The sequence below is a fragment of the Amycolatopsis sp. NPDC098790 genome, from assembly GCF_044759945.1.
In the GTDB taxonomy this organism is placed as follows: domain Bacteria; phylum Actinomycetota; class Actinomycetes; order Mycobacteriales; family Pseudonocardiaceae; genus Amycolatopsis.
Map to the genome: position 1 here is coordinate 1 of NZ_JBIWAI010000014.1, position 16,982 is coordinate 16,982.

A 16,982-nucleotide genomic window follows, 5' to 3' on the forward strand; every position below is an offset into this window, starting at 1 on the left:
AGCGAACACGACCGCAGGTCAGCCCTGCCCGGGTGGCTGCACTTCTACAATCACCACCGACCCCACTCATCCGTCGGAGGCAAGGCACCCATCACCCGGCTGACCAACCTCCCCGGACATCACAGCTAGCCCCCACGATCGTTAATCCCCGCTTCACGATCGTGGCACAGAAGCGCGTTGATCGACCGCGAGGGCGCCGCGAAGCTGACGGCATGGACTTCACCGACCGCACCGGGATCGTCGACGCGCTGTACCGCTTCGGCCTCGGCCAGGACCTCAAGGACCGCGAGCTGTTCGCGTCGTCGTTCGCCGCCGACGCCGAGCTGGACTTCCGGCCCGCGGCCGCCCGCTGGGGCGCGGAACCGCCGCTGATGACGGGCCGCGACGCGATCGTCGACACGATCCTCGCCCTGTTCGACGGGCGCGTCGACACGACCCACCAGGTGGCCAACCCGCGTGTCACCGTCGACGGCGACACCGCCCGGCTGACGGCGCTGGTCGAGGCGCAGCACCTGCTCAGCGCCGACCACGGCACGCACGCGCTGCTGAAGAACCGCTACGACGTGCGTCTCGTCCGCGACGGCGAACGCTGGGTCATGCACCGGGTGGTGATCGAAAACGCCTGGTACACCGGCGATCCCGCCGCCATCTTCGGGTGAGCTACTCGCCTCGCATCGAGCGGCGGATCTCGGCGAGCCGGTCCTTGGCCGCCTGGTCGCGGTCGGCGATCTTCTTGTCGAGGGTCTCGGCCGTGTTCTCGGTGCCCAGCCCGGCCACCTCCACCGAGCCGACCGAGGTCGTGTACCGGTTTTCGATCTTGTCCCGGACGAAGTCGAAGCTCGGCACGCCGCCCGCGCTGTAGTCCGGGTCGGGCAGCGGCGGCGAGGGGATCGCGATCGCCGCGGTCGGCGTCTCGTCGACGAGTTCGCCGTCCACGACGTTCGCGTCGTCTTGGGGCTTGTCCATCTCCCGACTTTAGCGCCGGTGCCTGCCCGCCGGCTCCCGCAGGAACTCGCGGACGGCCCGTTCGACGAGGATCGGGACGAACGCGTGGATACGGGCGCCGGAGAACCGGTGCCGCTCCCGTTCGACGAGGGAGTGGACCTCCACGCCCTCGTAGTCCTGCCGCAGCCGGTCTTCGACGATGTCCAGCTGCAGATCGAGCTGTTCGGACGCGATCGTGTCGAGCGTCTGGGTAGTCATGGCGGTTGAGTACCGCACGAGAAGAACCACGGATGAACGGAAGATGAACGACAGGTGAGTTCCGGCCAGTGGGTAATTCGGCCGTGGGGCGGCCCCGCCCGGGTGGGAAATGCTCTACGCGCACAGCCGGTGTCCGGAGGGAGCAGACCATGAGTGCCGGGGCCTACCGCGCCGAAACCACGGAAATGGGGACGGTCGCCAAGGCGGTCGAAGACGTCGGGTCGTCCTTCTTGTCGACCACTCGCGACCTGGAGGGCCTGGTGCTCGACGCGATGTCGTTCGCCGGCATCGGCAGCGGGGTCGCCGCCGCGAACACGGCGCTGCACTCGTCGCTGGGCAGCGCGCTGCAGAAGTTCCTGAGCCTGATCACGAACGTCAACCAGAACGTCCAGACGGCCGCGAACGGCTACAACGCGGCCGACTCCGACGTCGCCCAGGCCTACGGCGGCGGCCAGGCGCAGGCCGGGCAAGGCGGCGGGGGAGCGGCGGCCGCGGCGGCGCCGCAGCAGCTCGACCCGCGCGTCGTCGACTCGATCATGCGCTCGGAAGGCGCGACGGGCGAGCAGGGCGGCGTGCCCGAGGCGTACGGCTTCCGGCAGAACATGCACAACGGTTATGACCGGATCATCGCCGCGCGCGAGCAGTACGGCATCGGCAGCGCGGAGGAACGCGCCGTCGTCTCGGACCTGATGACGGCGAACGCGCGCACCGCGGGCGCGTTGAACTTCACCGATCCCGGCACGCAGGCCGCGGTCATGTCCGGCGCGCACATGCGCGGCGCGGGCGGCGTCCGCGCGATCCTCAACCACATGGCGGGCGACGACATCGTCCGCAGCTCGCGCACGATCAGCGACGCCGCGGTCCAGCACGTGCAGGGCCTCACGCCCGAGCAGTTCCAGCAGGACTTCCGCGACGCGCGCATCGAGTACGACCGCCAGATCTACGGCGACACCACCACCCGCCAGGGCGGGCACACCGCGAACTGGTGGGACCGCTACGGCAACGGGCTGACCCAGCGCTACGACCGTGAGCAGAACGAGTTCCTGCAGTTGTCGCAACCCGCTCGGTGATCTCCGGTTCGAAGATCGGAAAACTGGGCACCTTACCTCCTGTAGCCGAACGACAACGGGAGGCACGCGATGAACCGGAGGATGATCGCACTACTGGGCGGGGTCGCCGCGATGGCGGGGACCGTGGCGTTCGCGGGAACGGCGGAAGCGGCGGCGTCGACGCCGTGCAGCGCCGAAGCGAAGGCCTGCGTCCAGCGCAGTTCGAATACGGCGTGGCTGACGGACGGCACCGGGAACGTCACCTACGGCGGCGTCCCGATCACCGTCGGGCTGCCGAAGTACCCGACTCCGTTGGGGAAGTTCCACGTCCAGTACAAGGACATCGACCACTACAGCAAGCAGTTCAACGGGCCGATGCCGTACTCGGTGTTCTTCACGAACACGGGCGTGGCGTTCCACCAGGGCAGCCTGAAGGCGAAGTCCCACGGGTGCGTGCACCTTTCGCACGCGGCGGCGGTGACGTTCTACAACTCGCTGCACCCGGGTGACGTCGTCGAGGTCGTGCGCTGATCCGTCCCGTGTGGACGGTCGAGCAGCGCGCCGGCGACGGCGCCGAACACGACGTGGTCCAGGACCTGCGGGGCGCGGGGAAGCGCCCGCACGGCCGGGTAGGCCCGGCCGGCTACGCAGAGGTCCAGCGCCGCGATCCCGAGCCCGGCCGCCGCGCCCCGGAGCAGTCCGAGGCGGTGGCGGCGGGCGATCGCGGCGAGGACCGCGGTCCACCCGGTGGAAACCAGGACGTGCGCGACCAGCCCGGCGGCGATGCCGGGCCGGTCGCGCCGTCCGGGGAGCAGGGTGCCCGCCGCGCGGGTCGCGGCCAGGACGTCTCGGCCGGTGAGCAGGGCGTGGGTTGTCGAGGGGATGCCGCTGGCTACGGCGGCGACGGCTCCGGCTCGGATGGCCCGGCGGATCATCGGCTCGGCTCCGACGACGTGAATGACTCATTCATGTCGTTTCCCGCGGCCGATGTCATGAACGACTCTTTCATGTCGTGTGGCGACATGAATGACCCTTTCATGGCGTTGCGGTCGCCAGGTAAGCCGCCACGCGGATCCGCAACCCGCGGACGTGCGGGAGCGCGATCGTGAACTCCGTCGCGGGCCGGTAACCCGGCCACCGATCGCCGTGCGTGCAGGGGCCGGCGAAGTACACGAAGCCGTCTTCGTCGTCGTAACGGCCGGGGGACCAGCGCGTGGCGTCGCCCGCCCGGCGGTCCGCGCACGCCGCACGGGCGATCCAGTACGTCTCGTGCTTCATGACGCGGCGCAGCTGCGCGGCGAACCGCGGCAGCTCGTCTTCCGGCAGGCCGAGACCGCGGGCGCTCCAGACCCGCGGGCTGCGGTCGGCGGAGCTCGTGGGGCAACCGAACGTGACCTCGCCGCCCGCGTAGTGGCGGGTCCAGCGCGGTTTTTCCGTTGCCAGTGCGGCGAATTCGGGTCCGCCGGTGATCTCCAGCGTCATGGGGGAACGATAGTCGATCACGCGCGCAGGGGTACCGCCGCGCGGGTGTCGATCACTGATCTCATGGTGTATACAGTATGCAGTAGGCTAGCGTGGGAAGAGGAGACCGCCATGTACTCAGTCACCAACCCCGCCACCGGTGAACTCGTGGAGGAGATCCCGAACGCGACCGACGACGAGGTCCGCGCCGCGATCGACCGCGTCCACGGCGGGTTCGCGGCCTGGCGCGCCCGGCCGGTGGCCGAACGGGCGGCGATCGTGCTGCGCGCGGCGGAGCTGTTCGCCGAACGCGCCGACGAGCTGGCCGCGATCATGACCCTCGAGATGGGCAAGCGGATCAACGAAGGCCGCGGCGAGGTCGGCGTCGTCGTCGACATCTTCCGGTACTACGGCGAGCGCGGGCCCGAGCTGCTGGCCGACGAGCCGCTCACCCTCCGCGGCGGCGAGGCCGTGCTGACGAAGGAGCCGATCGGGGCGCTGCTGGGCGTCATGCCGTGGAACTTCCCGTGCTACCAGGTCGCCCGGTTCGTCGCGCCGAACCTGGTGCTGGGCAACACGATCCTGCTCAAGCACGCGTCGATCTGCCCCCGTTCCGCGGCGGCGATCGAGAGCGTGCTGCACGACGCCGGCGTGCCCGCGGAGGCGTACGTGAACGTGTTCGCGTCGAGCCGGCAGGTCCCGTGGATGCTCGCGGACCCGCGCCTGGTCGGGGTCTCGCTCACGGGCAGCGAGCAGGCGGGCATCTCGGTGGCGGCCGAGGCCGGGCGGAACCTCAAGAAGTGCGTCTTGGAACTCGGCGGCTCGGACCCGCTGATCGTCCTGGACACCGACGACCTGGACGAAACGGTCAAGGCAACGGCAACGGCCCGGATGCGCAACTGCGGCCAGTCGTGCAACGCCCCGAAGCGGATGATCGTGCTGGGCGAGCTGTACGACGAGTTCGTCGACCGGCTGGCGAAGAGGGTGACGGAGTACTACGTGCCAGGAGACCCGGCAGACCCGGCGACAACGTTGCCCCCGCTGGCCTCGATCGCGGCGGCGGACGAGGTGGCGGCCCAGGTGGAGACGGCGATCCGCGAGGGAGCGACGTTACGCGCGGGAGGGCGCCGGGTGCCTGGAGGTGGCGCTTTCCTGGAGGCGACGGTGCTGACGGACGTGACGCCGGGGATGGCCGCGTACCACGAGGAGATCTTCGGGCCGGTGGTGCTGGTTTTCCGTGCTGAGAGCGAGGACGAGGCAGTTTCTCTCGCGAACGACACGCCGTTCGGCTTGGGGGCGAGTGTGTTCGGGACGGATCGGGAGCGGGCTGTGCGGGTGGCTCGGCGGATCGAGGCCGGGATGGTTTACCTCAACAAGTCGGGTGGGTCGGAGGCGGATTTGCCCTTCGGGGGGATCAAGCGGTCGGGGATTGGGCGGGAGCTGGGGGCTTTGGGTATCGAGGAGTTCATGAACAAGAAGCCCATCCGCCTCTGAAGCCTCAATCGCCGACTTGGGCGTCTCGTTCCGAGCGGGCCATTTCGCGGGCGATCTCCGCCTGATCGCGCTTCGTGCGGTCCGAAGCCGCCACCAAACGGTCCTTCGCCCGCGCCACCTCGGCGCTCGCGCGGTCGAGCGACTGCTTCTCGAGGTCGTTCAAGTTCGCGTCGTAGTCGGGCGGGGAGCCCAAATGCGTCTCGAAACGGGCCTCGTAGTACTTGATCCGCTCTTCGCGGTCGTCCGCTGCTGTTTCGCGGCGGTCCGCTGTTCGCTCGCGCTCGTCGGCGACTCGGTCGCGCTCGTCGGCGCGGCGGTCTCGCTCGTCCGCTCGGCGGTCTCGCTCGTCGGCCGTGCGGGCGCGGTCCGTCTGCTCCGGGTCACCCATGCGTCAACGGTACCCGCTCCGGTTGCTCAGGGAATGATGCCCCGCGAGTTCAACGCGTCCGTCAGCCGTTCGCGCAACTCCTGGGCCGTGGCCTGGACGTCGATCTCCGCTGGGGGCGACAGCACCTTCGAAATCACCGTCGACAGGTTCTGGTACGCCGGGGTCAACGGGCGGACCGCCGCGTCCGTCAACGCCGCCTGGATGTCGCCCTTCATCGGGTACTGGTCCGCCATCGTCGGGTTCTCCTTCGGGTCCGCCGGTCGGGCAGCGTCCAAAGGCGCGTTGTCGCGGTAGATCGACGCGATGCTCGGCGGGATGCCGTCCACCAGGGCCTGGTACTTCTGCGACGTCGCGTTCCGCAGGCACAGCGCCGCTTCGAACGCCTCCGGCTTGTGCTGCGAATACGTCGACACGGCCAGGTTGAACCCGCCGATCGTCACCCGGCTCGGCTGGCCGGCGACCACCGACGGGTACCGCGTCCACTTGAAGTGCGCCAGGTCCTGCGGCTTCTCCTTCGCGTAGGAGGCGTAGACGAACGGCCAGTTCAGCTCGGTCGCCGCCTGGCCGCGCTGGAACGCCTGGCGGATGTCGTCCTCCTTCTGGTTCGTCAGCGACGGGTCCGTGATCCCCGCCGTGGTGAGCTTCTTCAGCAGCTCCAAAGCGCGCACCGCGCCGTCGTCCATCACCACGGACTTGCCGTCGTCGGACAGGATGTGCCCGCCCGCCGACGCGACCAGCGTGTTGTAGAAGACGACCAGCCCTTCGTACTGCGCGCCGGTGAACACGACCTGGTACGGCTTGCCGGCCGCCTTCAGCTGCTGCGCCTGCGTCATCAGCTCGTCGAACGACTTCGGCGGCGACGGCGTGATTCGGTCGTCGTACCAGAGCAGCTGGACGTTCGTGTTCTTCGTTGCCCCGTACAGCTTTCCGTTCCACTTCGCGGTGGCCAGCGGCCCGGGCAGCACGTCCTGCGTGGCCGCCGCCGCGTTCGCGCCCGTCCACTCCTCGGCCCAGCCCGCCTCGGCGAACTCCGGCACCCACGTGACGTCGAGGCCGAGCACGTCCAGCGAGGTGTCGCCCGCGGCGAGCCGGCGGACCATTTGCTCGCGCTGGCCGTCCGCGCCGCGCGGCAGCTTGTTGTAGACGATCTCGTACCGGCCCGCGGCTTCCTGCGTGCACCGGTCGACCACCGTCTGCAGGTGGTCCTCCGGCGCGATGTACAAGGTGATCGTCAGCCCGCTCGCCGACGAGCACGCGGCGAGCGCGGTGGCGGCCAGCAGGGTCGCGGCGGTGACGGGGAGGAGCTGGCGCATGTCGGCCTCCTTGCCGGACAGGCAACACCATTGCAAGCGCTTGCATCGATGATTAGCCTTGATCGAGGCAGGTGTCAATGGCAGTGACGCGGATGGTTGCAAGCGCTTGCAACGGACGGGGCAGAGCATGCCGGACAAGCTCGACGACGTGGCCCGGCTCGCGGGCGTCTCGGCCGCCACCGTGTCGCGGGCCCTGCGGGGGCTGCCCGGGGTCGCGGAGCGCACGCGGACCCGGGTGCTCGCGGCCGCCGCCGAGCTCGGCTACGCCATCTCGCCCGCCGCGTCGAGCCTGGCCACCGGGCGGACCGGGACGGTCGGCGTGATCGTCCCCTACGTCGACCGCTGGTACTACTCGCGGATCATCTCCGGCGTCGAGCGGGTGCTGCGCGACGCCGGGCTGAGCCTGCTGCTCTACAACCTCGGCGACGACCCGGGCCGCGCGCGCTTCTTCGCCGACCTACCGCTGCGCCGCCGGGTCGACGCGGTGCTCGTGCTTTCCCTGCCGTTGAAGGAATCCGAACGCGAACTGGTGCAGGGGCTCGGCACGCCGCTCGTCACGGTCGGCACCGAGGAGCCCGGCGCGGACTCCGTCGCGATCGACGACCACGGCGCGGCGGTGACGGCGATGCGCCACCTCGTCCAGCTGGGCCACCGCGAAATCGCCTTCATCGGGGAAGACGACCCGATCCCGCTCGGGTTCACGACGCCGTTGCGGCGGCTGGCGGCCTACCGCGAGGTCTACCACGGCGTCTGCCGGGACGACGGCCGCGTGCCGGAGCCCGCGTTCGAGACCGGTGGCGGGTTCACCGTCGCGGGCGGGGAACGGGCGATGGGCGCGCTCCTGGGCCTGCCCCGCCGGCCGACGGCGGTGTTCGCCGCGTCGGACGAGATGGCGTTCGGGGCGCTGCGGACGCTGCGCCGGGCCGGGCTGCGGGTGCCGGAGGACGTCTCCGTGCTCGGGTTCGACGACCACGACCTCGCCGACCTGCTGGAGCTGAGCACGGTCGCGCAGCCCGTCGCCGAGCTGGGCGAGCGGGCCGGACGCCTGATCCTGGCGCGATTGTCCGGCGGAAAAATCGCGACATCGCCGTCGATTCTCGGGACACGACTAGTCCTTCGCGGCAGTACTGCTCCACCTGCGCGGCGTTGACCTGCGGTTTTTCCGGCGTTGCTCTGTTCGGTCGATTGCGGCCTACTCGATCATTAGGTCAAATAATCGCCGACAAGGATTAATCGCCGTGAGGAGCTGGCTGTGCACTGGGGGTCCGTGCTCGAAGAAGGCGGGGCGGGGATGGTCCGCCCGTACTTCCGCACCCATGGCCGAACGCGTCCGACCCGGGACCTCCCGATCGAGACGCTCGTGTCGATCACCCAGCGGGGGCGGGCGGTCGTACGGGGGAGCACGACGGAGGAGACGGAGATCTGCGCGCTCCTGCGGACCTCCCAGTCGGTCGCCGAGGTCGCGGCGCGGCGGCGGATCCCCCTCGGTGTGGCGCGGGTCCTGCTGTCGGACCTGGCCGACCGCGGGCTGGTCGCGGTGCACACCGCCCGGCGCGGCTCGGGCAACCGGCCGAGCCTCGAGCTGATGGAACGCATCCTGCACGGCCTCAGCCGGCTGTGAACTCCTCCACCAGCCGGGCGAACTCTTCCGGCTGGTCCAGCGGCAGCAGCGTGTAGCTGTCGGCGACCTCGACGAGCTTTCCCTGGGGCAGCAAGGCGGCCAGCCGCTCGCCGTGCTCCGGCGGCATCACGCGGTCCTCGCTCGCCCACGCCACCAGGACCGGTCGGTCGAACGCCGCAAGCCGGTCGGCCGCTTCCAGCAGAATTTTCGGGGTCGCCGCGAAAGCCCGCAGCACGCGAACCGTGTCCCGCCGGATGCCCGCCTGGCTCAGCAGGGGCCGGAGCCAGCCCGCGGTCACCGCGTCACCGCGCTTGGTCAGCCACCCGAACGCGATCGGGAGCCGGCGCACCGCGCGCAGCCGCAGCTGCTGCATGAACACCCCGAACAGGCCCGGCGACAGCTTTCCCGCCAGGAACAGCGTCTTGCCGGTGAGCCCGGGCGGGAAGTTGTCGAACGCGTCGCACGAGGCCAGCACCACGCGGCTGACCCGAGGCTCGCTGTCCACCATGAGCAGCTGGACCAGGGCGCCGCCCGTGTCGACGCCGGCCAGCGTGGCTTCCCGCAGGTCGAGCCGCTCGAGGAACTCCGTCAGCAAAGCCGCGATCGCGGGCAGGGAAAGGTCGGCGTCCGGCCGCATCGGGTGCCGGTGCGCGCCCAGCGGCAGCGTCGGGACGACGCACCGGTGGCCGGGCAGCGCCGCGACCGTGGTGTCCCACAGCGTGCCGTCCATCAGCAACCCGTGGACGAAGACGACGACCGGGCCCGGCCCGCCCGTGTCGGTGTACTCGACGGTGCCGGCCCCCAGTTCGATCCGCATGGCCCGAAGTGAACCACGTGGTTCGCAAACTGTCGAGGCTCAGGGAGCGGCTTCCTCCCGTTCGACCGCGCGCAGCAGCGCCTCGAACCCGGCCGCGGCGCCGTCGCCGTCCTCGCTGGTCAGCAGGTCCACGAGGAACCCGCGCAGCGTCGCGAGGATCATCGACGCGACTTCGTGCTTCCGCCGGTCCGGCCACTGCGCCGGGCAGAACGACACCAGCGTGGGCAGGTACTGCCCGGACGCGCCCCGGCCGAGCGCCGCGTACCGGCCCGGGTCGTACATCGCCAGGCCCATCGCCTGGTCCAGCACGCGCCGCAGCTGCGTCTCCTCGTCGCGCAGGCTCTCCCAAGCCGCGCGGACCCGGCCGGTCAGGGTCGACGACGAGCTGGCGACCGCGGTCAGCGCGTTGCCGATCCGTCGTTCACGCAAGGCGAAGACCACTTGGCGGAGCAGGTCTTCCGCGCCGTCGAAGTGGTAGAGCAGGACCTTGTGCGTGGTGCCGGCCGACTTCGCCGCGCGCCGCAGCGAGAAATCGACGAGACCGTTCTCGGCGACGTCGTCGGTGATCTTCGCCAGCAGCTCCCGGCGCCGGGTCTCGCCGCGCGCCGAGCCGGCCGACCGCCGGTAGCCGGTAGCGTTCTCCATGCCGGACAGCTTGGCACGGGGACCGGAGCGGACCCGCTGGGCTGACTGCACAGCGCCGACGCTGCGACTGTGCACATCGCACGGTGACGCCGCCGGGACCGCTGCTTACGGTGCTGGGAACCGTTCCCCTTCCCGGATTAGGAGGTCGGCGTGGCCTCAACAGTCGGTGTCGATGACTATGCCCTCACCAGAGTGCCGGACCACGCCCGGTACTCGTGGTGGTCGGTCGCCGTCCAGCGGTTCGGCCAGGTTTCCGCGCTGTCCCAGTTCCTGCTCGGAGCCACCGTCGGCTTCGGGATGAGCTTCTGGAACGCGGTCCTGGCCTTCACGCTCGGCTCGGTCATCCTGGAGCTCATCACCATCCTCGTCGGCGTCATCGGCGTCCGCGAGGGCCTCTCGACGTCCATGATCGCCCGCTGGACCGGCTTCGGCCGCGGCGGCTCGGCGCTCATCGGGCTCGCCATCGGGATCAGCCTCATCGGCTGGTTCGGCATCCAGTCCGCCGTGTCCGCGCAGGGGCTCGTCTCGCTCATCGGCGGCCTGCCGGAATGGGGCTGGGCGCTCGTGTTCGGCCTGCTCGTCACCGCGATCGTGGTGCGCGGCTTCCACTCCATGGCCTGGACGGCGTACCTCACCGTGCCCGCCTTCCTGATCCTCGTCGGCTGGTCGATCATCTCCGAGCTGACCCGCCACGACCTCGGCGCGCTCGTCTCCTCGGCCCCGCCCGGGCCGGCGCTGAGCCTGCTGCAGGGCACCACGCTGGTGGCGGGCGGTTTCATCGTCGGCGCCGTCATCACGCCGGACATGACCCGCTTCAACCGCACCACCGGTGACGTCGTCAAGCAGACGCTCGTCGGGATCACCCTCGGCGAGTACGTCATCGGCCTGTCCGGCGTCCTGCTCGCGCACGCCGTCGGCAGCGCCGGGATCACCACGATCGTGACGTCGTCGGTCGGCTGGGTCGGCCTGCTCATCGTCATCGCCGGCACGATGAAGATCAACGACTGGAACCTGTACTCGTCGGGGCTGGGGGTCGTGAACTTCATCGGCACGGTGTCCGGCCGCAAGGCCCACCGCGGGCTGGTGACGGCGGTGCTCGGCGTCGCGGGCAGCCTGCTCGCCGCCGCCGGGATCCTCGCCAAGTTCACCGACTTCCTGACCGTGCTCGGTGTCGCGTTCCCGCCGATCGCCGGGATCATGGTGGCCGAGTACTTCGTCGTGAAGAAGTGGCGCGGGGACCTGGAATCCGCGCGGGCGCGGGGAACCGTGCCCGAGGACGCGCCCGTGTGGGTGCCCGCCACCATCGTCGTCTGGATCGCCGCGGCGCTCTTCGGCGAGTTCGTCGAGTGGGGCCTGCCGAGCATCAACTCGCTCGTCGTGGCCTTCGTCCTGTACGTCGTCGCAGGGAAGCTCGGCTGGGTGCGGGGGATCGGCAGCAGCCGGACCGCCGACGCCGAGCCCGCTCCCGCAGTCTGAAAAGGAGAATCCTTCGTGCGCATCGGCATCGACGTCGGCGGCACCAACACCGACGCCGTCCTCCTCGACGGCCGTCAGGTGCTCGCCTCGGTCAAGACCAGCACGACCGCGGACGTCACCTCGGGCATCGTCGCCGCGATCGACGGCCTGCAGCGGCAACGCGCGTTCGACCCGGCGGCGGTTCAGGCGGTGATGATCGGCACCACGCACTTCATCAACGCCCTCGTCGAGGCCCACCGGCTCGCGCCGACCGCGGCCGTGCGGCTGAGCCTGCCGGCCGGGGCGTCGCTGCCGCCGATGGTCGACTGGCCGCAGCGGCTCGTCGACGCGGTGTCGGGGCGCAGCTACCTGGTCCACGGTGGACACGAGTTCGACGGACGGCACATCGCGGAGCTCGACGAGAGCGAGCTGCGCAAGGCCGCCGACGACATGGGGGCGGCCGGGGTGCGCAGCGTCGCGATCACCTCGGTCTTCTCCCCGGTCAACGCCGAGTTCGAGGCCCGCGCGGCCGAGATCATCGCCGCGCAGCTGCCGGACGTCGCGATCTCGCTGTCCCACGAGATCGGCCGGATCGGGTTGCTGGAGCGGGAAAACGCGACGGTGATCAACGCGGCGCTGCGCGAGCTGGCCGCGCACATCGTCGACGGGCTGGCCGCGTCGGTCACCGGTGCGGGCATCACCGCGCCGCTGTACCTGAGCCAGAACGACGGCACGCTGATGGACGTCGACTTCGCCCGCCGCTACCCGGTGGCGACGTTCGCGTCGGGGCCGACGAACTCGATGCGCGGCGCGGCCGTGCTGTCCGGTTTGGACACCTGCGCGGTGGTCGACGTCGGCGGCACGACTTCGGACGTCGGCGTGCTGCGGCAAGGGTTCCCGCGGGAGGCGACCACCGACGTCAGCGTCGCGGGCATCCGGACCAACTTCCGGATGCCGGACGTGCTGTCGATCGGGATCGGCGGCGGCAGCCGGGTGCGCGGGAACGTCACCGTGGGCCCCGATTCGGTCGGCTACGAACTGACGTCGAAGGCGCTGGTCTTCGGCGGGGACACGCTCACCGCGACCGACATCGCCGTCGCCGCCGGGCGAGCGGAAATCGGTGATCCGTCGCTCGTGTCGCATCTGGACAAGTCACTGGTGCGGGCCGCGTTGGACCGGATCGCCGCGGACGTGTCCGATGTGGTCGAACGGATGCGGACGTCGGCCGAGCCGTTGCCGGTGGTCGCCGTCGGCGGTGGTTCCGTGCTGCTGCCGGACGAACTGGCCGGGTGCGGTGAGGTGCACCGGCCGGAGAACTACGCCGTGGCCAACGCGATCGGCGCGGCCATCGCGCAGATCGGCGGCGAGGTGGACCGCGTCTACGTGATCGAGCCCGGCCGTCGTGAAGCCGTCGTCGACGAGGCGAAACAGGAGGCGGTCGACCGCGCGGTCGCCGCCGGTGCGTCGCCGGCGTCGGTCGGCATCGTCGACTTCGACGAGGTGCCCATCCCGTACCTGCCCGGCAACGCCACGCGCATCCGCGTCAAGGCCGTCGGCGACCTGCAGCTGGGGGCGTGATGCGCGAGATCACCGAACACGACCTCGACGACATCGCCCGCGGTGCCGCCATCCTCGGCACCGGGGGTGGTGGCGACCCGTACATCGGGCGGCTGCTGGCTTCCTCGGCGGTTCGCGCGCATGGAGCGGTGCCGCTGGTGCCGCTCGCGGACGTCCCGGACGACGCCGTCGTGCTGCCGGTCGCCATGATGGGCGCGCCGACGGTGATGGTCGAGAAGCTCCCGTCGGCCGAGCAGGTCGGCCTCGCCGCCCGCACGCTCGCCGGCTACCTCGGCAAGGAGCTGACGCACATCGCCTGCGCCGAGGCGGGCGGCGTCAACTCGCTCATCCCGGTCGTCGCGGCGGCCCAGCTCGGGTTGCCGCTGGTCGACGCGGACGGCATGGGCCGCGCGTTCCCGGAGCTGCAAATGGTTTTGCCGACTTTGTACGGCATCCGCGCCACGCCGATGTCCATTGCGGACGAAAAGGGCAACGGCGGGGTGCTGGACACAGTGGACAACCGCTGGGCCGAGCGGCTGGCCCGGTCGGCGACCATCGACATGGGCTGCTCGGCGATGATCAGCAACTACGCGATGTCCGGGTCCCAGGCCCGGGAGTCGCTGGTGCCGGGCACGCTGAGCCTGTGCGCGGAGCTGGGTGCGCTGGTGCGCGCGGCGCGCGCCGCACACGAGGACCCGGTCGCTCGGGTTGTCTCTCGTTTGGGCGGACAGCGGCTGTTCAGCGGCAAAGTCGTCGACGTCGCCCGCCGGACGGTCACCGGCTTCGCCCGCGGCGAGGCCCGGCTGTCCGGAATGGACGGCGACACCGGCGCGGAACTGGTGCTGCGCTTCCAGAACGAGCACCTGGTGGCCGAGCGCGACGGCGTCGTCGAGGCGTCGGTGCCGGACCTGATCTGCACGCTGGAACGCGAGTCCGGCGAGGCCGTGACGACCGAGGGCCTGCGGTACGGCCAGCGCGTCACGGTGATCGCCGCGCCCGCCGACCCGCGCTGGCACACGCCGGAAGGCATCGCGCTGGCCGGGCCGCGGTACTTCGGCTACGACATCGACCCGATCGGAGTCGCCGGGTGAGCTGGACCCTGACCGAGGCCGACCTGCCCGACCTCGCCCGCGGCGCCGCCGTGCTCGGCACCGGCGGGGGAGGCGACCCGTACGTCGGGCGGCTGCTCGTGCGCGAAGCCATCCGGGAACACGGGCCGATCACCATTCTCGACCCGTCCGAAGTGGACGACGACGCGCTGGTGATCCCGACGGCGCAGATGGGCGCGCCGACCGTCGTGCACGAGAAGCTGCCCAACGGCGCCGAGCCCGTGCTGGCGCTGCGGACGCTCGAGAAGCACCTCGGCCGGTCCGCGGACGCGACCATGCCGATCGAATGCGGCGGCATCAACTCGATGATCCCGCTGATCGTCGGCGCCCGGCTGGGGTTGCCGGTCGTCGACGCCGACGGCATGGGCCGGGCGTTCCCCGAGCTGCAGATGGAGACGTTCGGTGTCTACGGCGTCACCGGGTCGCCGATGGCCATCGGGGGCGAGCGCGGCGAGACGACCGTGATCGACACCGGCGCGGACAACAAGCGGATGGAGTGGCTGGCCCGCGGCGTCACCATCCGGCTCGGCGGGGTCGCGCACATCGCCGAGTACGCGATGAGCGGCGCCGACGTCAAGCGGACGGCGGTGCCGCAAACGCTTTCGCTGGCGTTGACCGTGGGCCGGACGATCCGGCTCGCTCGTGAACGCAACGAGGATCCGGTGTCCGCGCTGGCCTCGGCGTTGCGCTCGACGCCGTATGAGCACCTGCGGGTGCTGTTCCGCGGCAAGGTGTCCGATGTGGAACGCCGGACCGAAGCCGGCTTCGCCCGTGGTCGTGCGGCGGCGGTGTCGTTCGACGGCTCGAGCAAGCTGGAGATCCTGTTCCAGAACGAGAACCTGCTGGCCACTGTGGACGGTATCGTGCGGTGCATGGTGCCGGACCTGATCTGCGTGCTGGAGTCGTCGACGGCCGAGCCGATCACCACCGAGACGCTGCGGTACGGCCAGCGCGTCACGGTCGTCGGCATCTCGACACCGCCGTTGATGCGCACACCCGCGGCCCTGGACACGTTCGGGCCGGGTGCGTTCGGGCTGCCGCACGACTTCGTCCCCGTGGAGGAGATCGGATGAGCCTGGCCGGTAAGCACGTCGTGATCATCGGGGGCGGGTCCGGCATCGGCCTGGAGGTGGCCCGGCGAGCCGCCGCTTCGGGTGCGTCGATCCACCTCGGCGGGCGCACGGCGGAGAAGCTGTCGGCGGCGGCCGACTCAATCGGGGCCACCTGGCAGGTCGTGGACAGCACCGACCAGGACTCGCTCGCCGCGTTCTTCGGCGCGGTGGACCGCGTCGACTGCCTGTTCACGCCCGGCGCGTCCTACACGGTCGGGCCGCTGCGGGAGCTTTCGGACGAGGACGCGGCGAGCCCGTTCGTGACCAAGTTCTGGGGCCAGTACCACGCCGTCAAGCACGCGGTGCCGCGGTTGGCCCCGGACGCGTCGATCGTGCTGATGTCGGGGGCGGCGAGCGTCCGGCCGCCGGGTGCGGCACCGGCGTACGTCGCCTGCAACGCGGCGGTCGAAGGACTCGGGCGCGGGCTGGCGGTCGAGCTGGCGCCGATCCGGGTGAACGTCGTCGCGCCGGGCACGATCGACGGGAACCTGTGGGCCGGGCGGCCGGCGGCGGTCCGGGAGGCGAGCTTCGGCCAGTACTCGCGCGACACGCTGCTGCACCGCGTCGGCAAGGAGTCCGAAGTGGCCGATGCGGTGCTGTACCTGTTCGGCAGCACGTACACCACCGGGTCGACGCTCTACCCCGACGGTGGCTACGCGCTGCGCTGAGCTCGTCTACTGTGGTCAGTCATGCGCATCGCCGCCGGTGACGTGGCCGCCCTCGAACGCGGGGTGGCCCTGCTCGGGTCCGGCGGTGGCGGGGACACCGTCACCGCCGCCGTGCTGCTGCGCCGGTTGCTCGCCGACGGCCGTTCGCTCACCGTGTCGCCGGTGGCGGAGCTGGCGCCGTCGGCCCGGGTGGTGCCGATCGGCGTGGTCGGCGCGACGGCGGCGTTCACCGAGAAGCTGCCGGGCGGCGACGAGTTCGCGTCCGCGGTGGCGGCGATCGAGCGCTGGACGGGCGAGCGCGCCGACGCGCTGATGTCCATCGAGATCGGCGGGCTCAACGGGCTGCTGCCGCTGGTCGTCGCGGACCAGCTGGGGCTGGGGTACGTCGACGCGGACCTTTCGGGCCGCGGGCTGCCCCGGCTCGACCAGTTTTCGGTGGCGGCGACCGGCCGCGGGGTCGCGCCGGCGGCGCTGGCCGAGCCCGGCGGGCAGGTGGTGGTGCTGGCGGCCGGGTCCGACGTGGTGATCGAGCGGGGGACGCGGGCGTTCCTGGCCAGCTCGGGCGGGTGGGCGGCGTTCGCGCTGGCCCCGATCCCGGCGGGCGAGCTGGCGTCGTGTTCGGTGACCGGGACGACCAGCGGCGCGCTGGAGCTGGGCCGCCGGGTGCTGGCGGCGGGGGAGAGCCCGGCGCGCTTGCTTCTCGAGGAGGCGTTGGCGGGCTCGGTGCTGGCCCGCGGCCGGGTGCTGGAGGTGGCGCGGCACGTGGGGAAGGGGCAGCACGGCTTCGGCCGCGGAAGCGTCACGCTGGCCGACCACCGCGACGGCGCGCTGCTGAGGGTGGAGATGGAGAACGAGTACCTGCTGGCGTTGCGTGACGGTGCGCCGGTGGCGTCGACGCCGGACGTGCTGTCGGTGCTGGACCACCGGACGGGGGTCCCGGTGCCGTGCGACGCGATCCGGGTGGGGGTGGAGGTGGACGTGGTCCGCTTGGCGGCGGCCGCGTTCTGGACCGACCCGCGGCGGTTGCCGGTGCTGCAGCCGAGGGCGTACGGCATCGACTGCGACCCGGTGGTGGCGGAGTGATCCGGCC

21 protein-coding genes are annotated in these 16,982 nt (G+C 71.1%); 13 read left to right on the top strand and 8 right to left on the bottom strand.

Annotated features, from left to right (window positions below):
* Nucleotides 1-129, top strand: a 129-nt coding sequence (locus ACIQWX_RS50185; protein WP_400887496.1) for an integrase core domain-containing protein, incomplete at its 5' end; no start/stop codon positions are given.
* A gap of 83 nt (nt 130-212) precedes the next feature.
* Entirely contained in the window at nt 213-659 is a 447-nt protein-coding gene (locus tag ACIQWX_RS50190; RefSeq protein ID WP_400887319.1) for a nuclear transport factor 2 family protein, read from the top strand.
* 1 nt (nt 660) lies between these two features.
* On the opposite strand, the gene ACIQWX_RS50195 is transcribed toward ACIQWX_RS50190, so the two are convergent.
* Both ACIQWX_RS50195 and ACIQWX_RS50200 read right to left on the bottom strand, forming a co-directional pair.
* Nucleotides 661-966 (bottom strand): hypothetical protein, encoded by a 306-nt coding sequence (locus ACIQWX_RS50195; protein WP_400887321.1) that lies wholly within the window; start codon nt 964-966, stop codon nt 661-663.
* 9 nt (nt 967-975) lie between these two features.
* Nucleotides 976-1,203 carry a three-helix bundle dimerization domain-containing protein gene (locus ACIQWX_RS50200; RefSeq protein WP_400887324.1) on the bottom strand — a complete coding sequence of 76 codons (228 nt, stop codon included), beginning with the start codon at nt 1,201-1,203 and terminating at the stop codon, nt 976-978.
* 149 nt (nt 1,204-1,352) lie between these two features.
* On the opposite strand from ACIQWX_RS50200, the gene ACIQWX_RS50205 reads away from it, so the two are divergent.
* On the top strand, nt 1,353-2,273 hold the full coding sequence (locus ACIQWX_RS50205; RefSeq protein ID WP_400887326.1) for a hypothetical protein: 921 nt from the start codon (nt 1,353-1,355) through the stop codon (nt 2,271-2,273).
* A gap of 69 nt (nt 2,274-2,342) precedes the next feature.
* The gene (locus tag ACIQWX_RS50210) at nt 2,343-2,783 is read left to right on the top strand and encodes a L,D-transpeptidase (RefSeq protein ID WP_400887329.1); all 441 of its coding nucleotides are present in this window, start codon (nt 2,343-2,345) and stop codon (nt 2,781-2,783) included.
* On the opposite strand, the gene ACIQWX_RS50215 is transcribed toward ACIQWX_RS50210, so the two are convergent.
* Together ACIQWX_RS50215 and ACIQWX_RS50220 are read right to left on the bottom strand one after the other, a co-directional pair.
* Entirely contained in the window at nt 2,738-3,187 is a 450-nt protein-coding gene (locus tag ACIQWX_RS50215) for a hypothetical protein (RefSeq protein ID WP_400887331.1), read from the bottom strand. The genes ACIQWX_RS50210 and ACIQWX_RS50215 overlap by 46 nt on opposite strands.
* A 100-nt stretch (nt 3,188-3,287) precedes the next feature.
* Nucleotides 3,288-3,734 (bottom strand): hypothetical protein, encoded by a 447-nt coding sequence (locus tag ACIQWX_RS50220; protein WP_400887333.1) that lies wholly within the window; start codon nt 3,732-3,734, stop codon nt 3,288-3,290.
* A gap of 111 nt (nt 3,735-3,845) precedes the next feature.
* On the opposite strand from ACIQWX_RS50220, the gene ACIQWX_RS50225 reads away from it, so the two are divergent.
* A complete protein-coding gene (locus ACIQWX_RS50225) occupies nt 3,846-5,207 on the top strand; it encodes an NAD-dependent succinate-semialdehyde dehydrogenase (RefSeq protein WP_400887336.1) in 1,362 nt (453 codons plus the stop codon).
* Between the two features lie 4 nt (nt 5,208-5,211).
* Here ACIQWX_RS50225 and ACIQWX_RS50230 read toward each other — a convergent pair whose 3' ends face one another.
* Both ACIQWX_RS50230 and ACIQWX_RS50235 read right to left on the bottom strand, forming a co-directional pair.
* Nucleotides 5,212-5,595 carry a hypothetical protein gene (locus ACIQWX_RS50230; RefSeq protein WP_400887337.1) on the bottom strand — a complete coding sequence of 128 codons (384 nt, stop codon included), beginning with the start codon at nt 5,593-5,595 and terminating at the stop codon, nt 5,212-5,214.
* 26 nt (nt 5,596-5,621) lie between these two features.
* Entirely contained in the window at nt 5,622-6,908 is a 1,287-nt protein-coding gene (locus ACIQWX_RS50235; RefSeq protein WP_400887339.1) for an ABC transporter substrate-binding protein, read from the bottom strand.
* Between the two features lie 127 nt (nt 6,909-7,035).
* Here ACIQWX_RS50235 and ACIQWX_RS50240 point away from each other — a divergent pair, with 127 nt between their 5' ends.
* Both ACIQWX_RS50240 and ACIQWX_RS50245 read left to right on the top strand, forming a co-directional pair.
* Nucleotides 7,036-8,058 (top strand): LacI family DNA-binding transcriptional regulator, encoded by a 1,023-nt coding sequence (locus ACIQWX_RS50240; RefSeq protein WP_400887341.1) that lies wholly within the window; start codon nt 7,036-7,038, stop codon nt 8,056-8,058.
* Between the two features lie 102 nt (nt 8,059-8,160).
* Nucleotides 8,161-8,529 carry a DUF742 domain-containing protein gene (locus ACIQWX_RS50245; protein ID WP_364467177.1) on the top strand — a complete coding sequence of 123 codons (369 nt, stop codon included), beginning with the start codon at nt 8,161-8,163 and terminating at the stop codon, nt 8,527-8,529.
* Here the strand turns inward: ACIQWX_RS50245 and ACIQWX_RS50250 are convergent.
* Both ACIQWX_RS50250 and ACIQWX_RS50255 read right to left on the bottom strand, forming a co-directional pair.
* Nucleotides 8,516-9,346 (bottom strand): alpha/beta fold hydrolase, encoded by an 831-nt coding sequence (locus tag ACIQWX_RS50250; RefSeq protein ID WP_400887344.1) that lies wholly within the window; start codon nt 9,344-9,346, stop codon nt 8,516-8,518. The genes ACIQWX_RS50245 and ACIQWX_RS50250 overlap by 14 nt on opposite strands.
* Before the next feature lie 39 nt (nt 9,347-9,385).
* Nucleotides 9,386-9,991 (bottom strand): TetR/AcrR family transcriptional regulator, encoded by a 606-nt coding sequence (locus ACIQWX_RS50255; protein WP_400887347.1) that lies wholly within the window; start codon nt 9,989-9,991, stop codon nt 9,386-9,388.
* A gap of 150 nt (nt 9,992-10,141) precedes the next feature.
* On the opposite strand from ACIQWX_RS50255, the gene ACIQWX_RS50260 reads away from it, so the two are divergent.
* The 6 genes from ACIQWX_RS50260 to ACIQWX_RS50285 are packed head-to-tail and all read left to right on the top strand — an operon-like array spanning nt 10,142 to nt 16,975.
* Entirely contained in the window at nt 10,142-11,467 is a 1,326-nt protein-coding gene (locus ACIQWX_RS50260; RefSeq protein ID WP_400887349.1) for a purine-cytosine permease family protein, read from the top strand.
* Nucleotides 11,468-11,482: 15 nt separating this feature from the next.
* Nucleotides 11,483-13,024 (top strand): hydantoinase/oxoprolinase N-terminal domain-containing protein, encoded by a 1,542-nt coding sequence (locus ACIQWX_RS50265; protein ID WP_400887351.1) that lies wholly within the window; start codon nt 11,483-11,485, stop codon nt 13,022-13,024.
* Nucleotides 13,024-14,094 carry a DUF917 domain-containing protein gene (locus ACIQWX_RS50270; RefSeq protein WP_400887354.1) on the top strand — a complete coding sequence of 357 codons (1,071 nt, stop codon included), beginning with the start codon at nt 13,024-13,026 and terminating at the stop codon, nt 14,092-14,094. Before ACIQWX_RS50265 ends, ACIQWX_RS50270 begins: the two co-directional genes overlap by 1 nt.
* Entirely contained in the window at nt 14,091-15,185 is a 1,095-nt protein-coding gene (locus ACIQWX_RS50275) for a DUF917 domain-containing protein (protein ID WP_400887357.1), read from the top strand. Before ACIQWX_RS50270 ends, ACIQWX_RS50275 begins: the two co-directional genes overlap by 4 nt.
* Nucleotides 15,182-15,892, top strand: a complete 711-nt coding sequence (locus ACIQWX_RS50280) for an SDR family oxidoreductase (protein ID WP_400887359.1) — start codon at nt 15,182-15,184, stop codon at nt 15,890-15,892. Before ACIQWX_RS50275 ends, ACIQWX_RS50280 begins: the two co-directional genes overlap by 4 nt.
* Nucleotides 15,893-15,913: 21 nt before the next feature.
* Complete coding sequence (locus ACIQWX_RS50285) at nt 15,914-16,975, top strand: DUF917 domain-containing protein (protein ID WP_400887361.1); 1,062 nt, start codon at nt 15,914-15,916, stop codon at nt 16,973-16,975.
* Nucleotides 16,976-16,982: the final 7 nt, after the last annotated feature.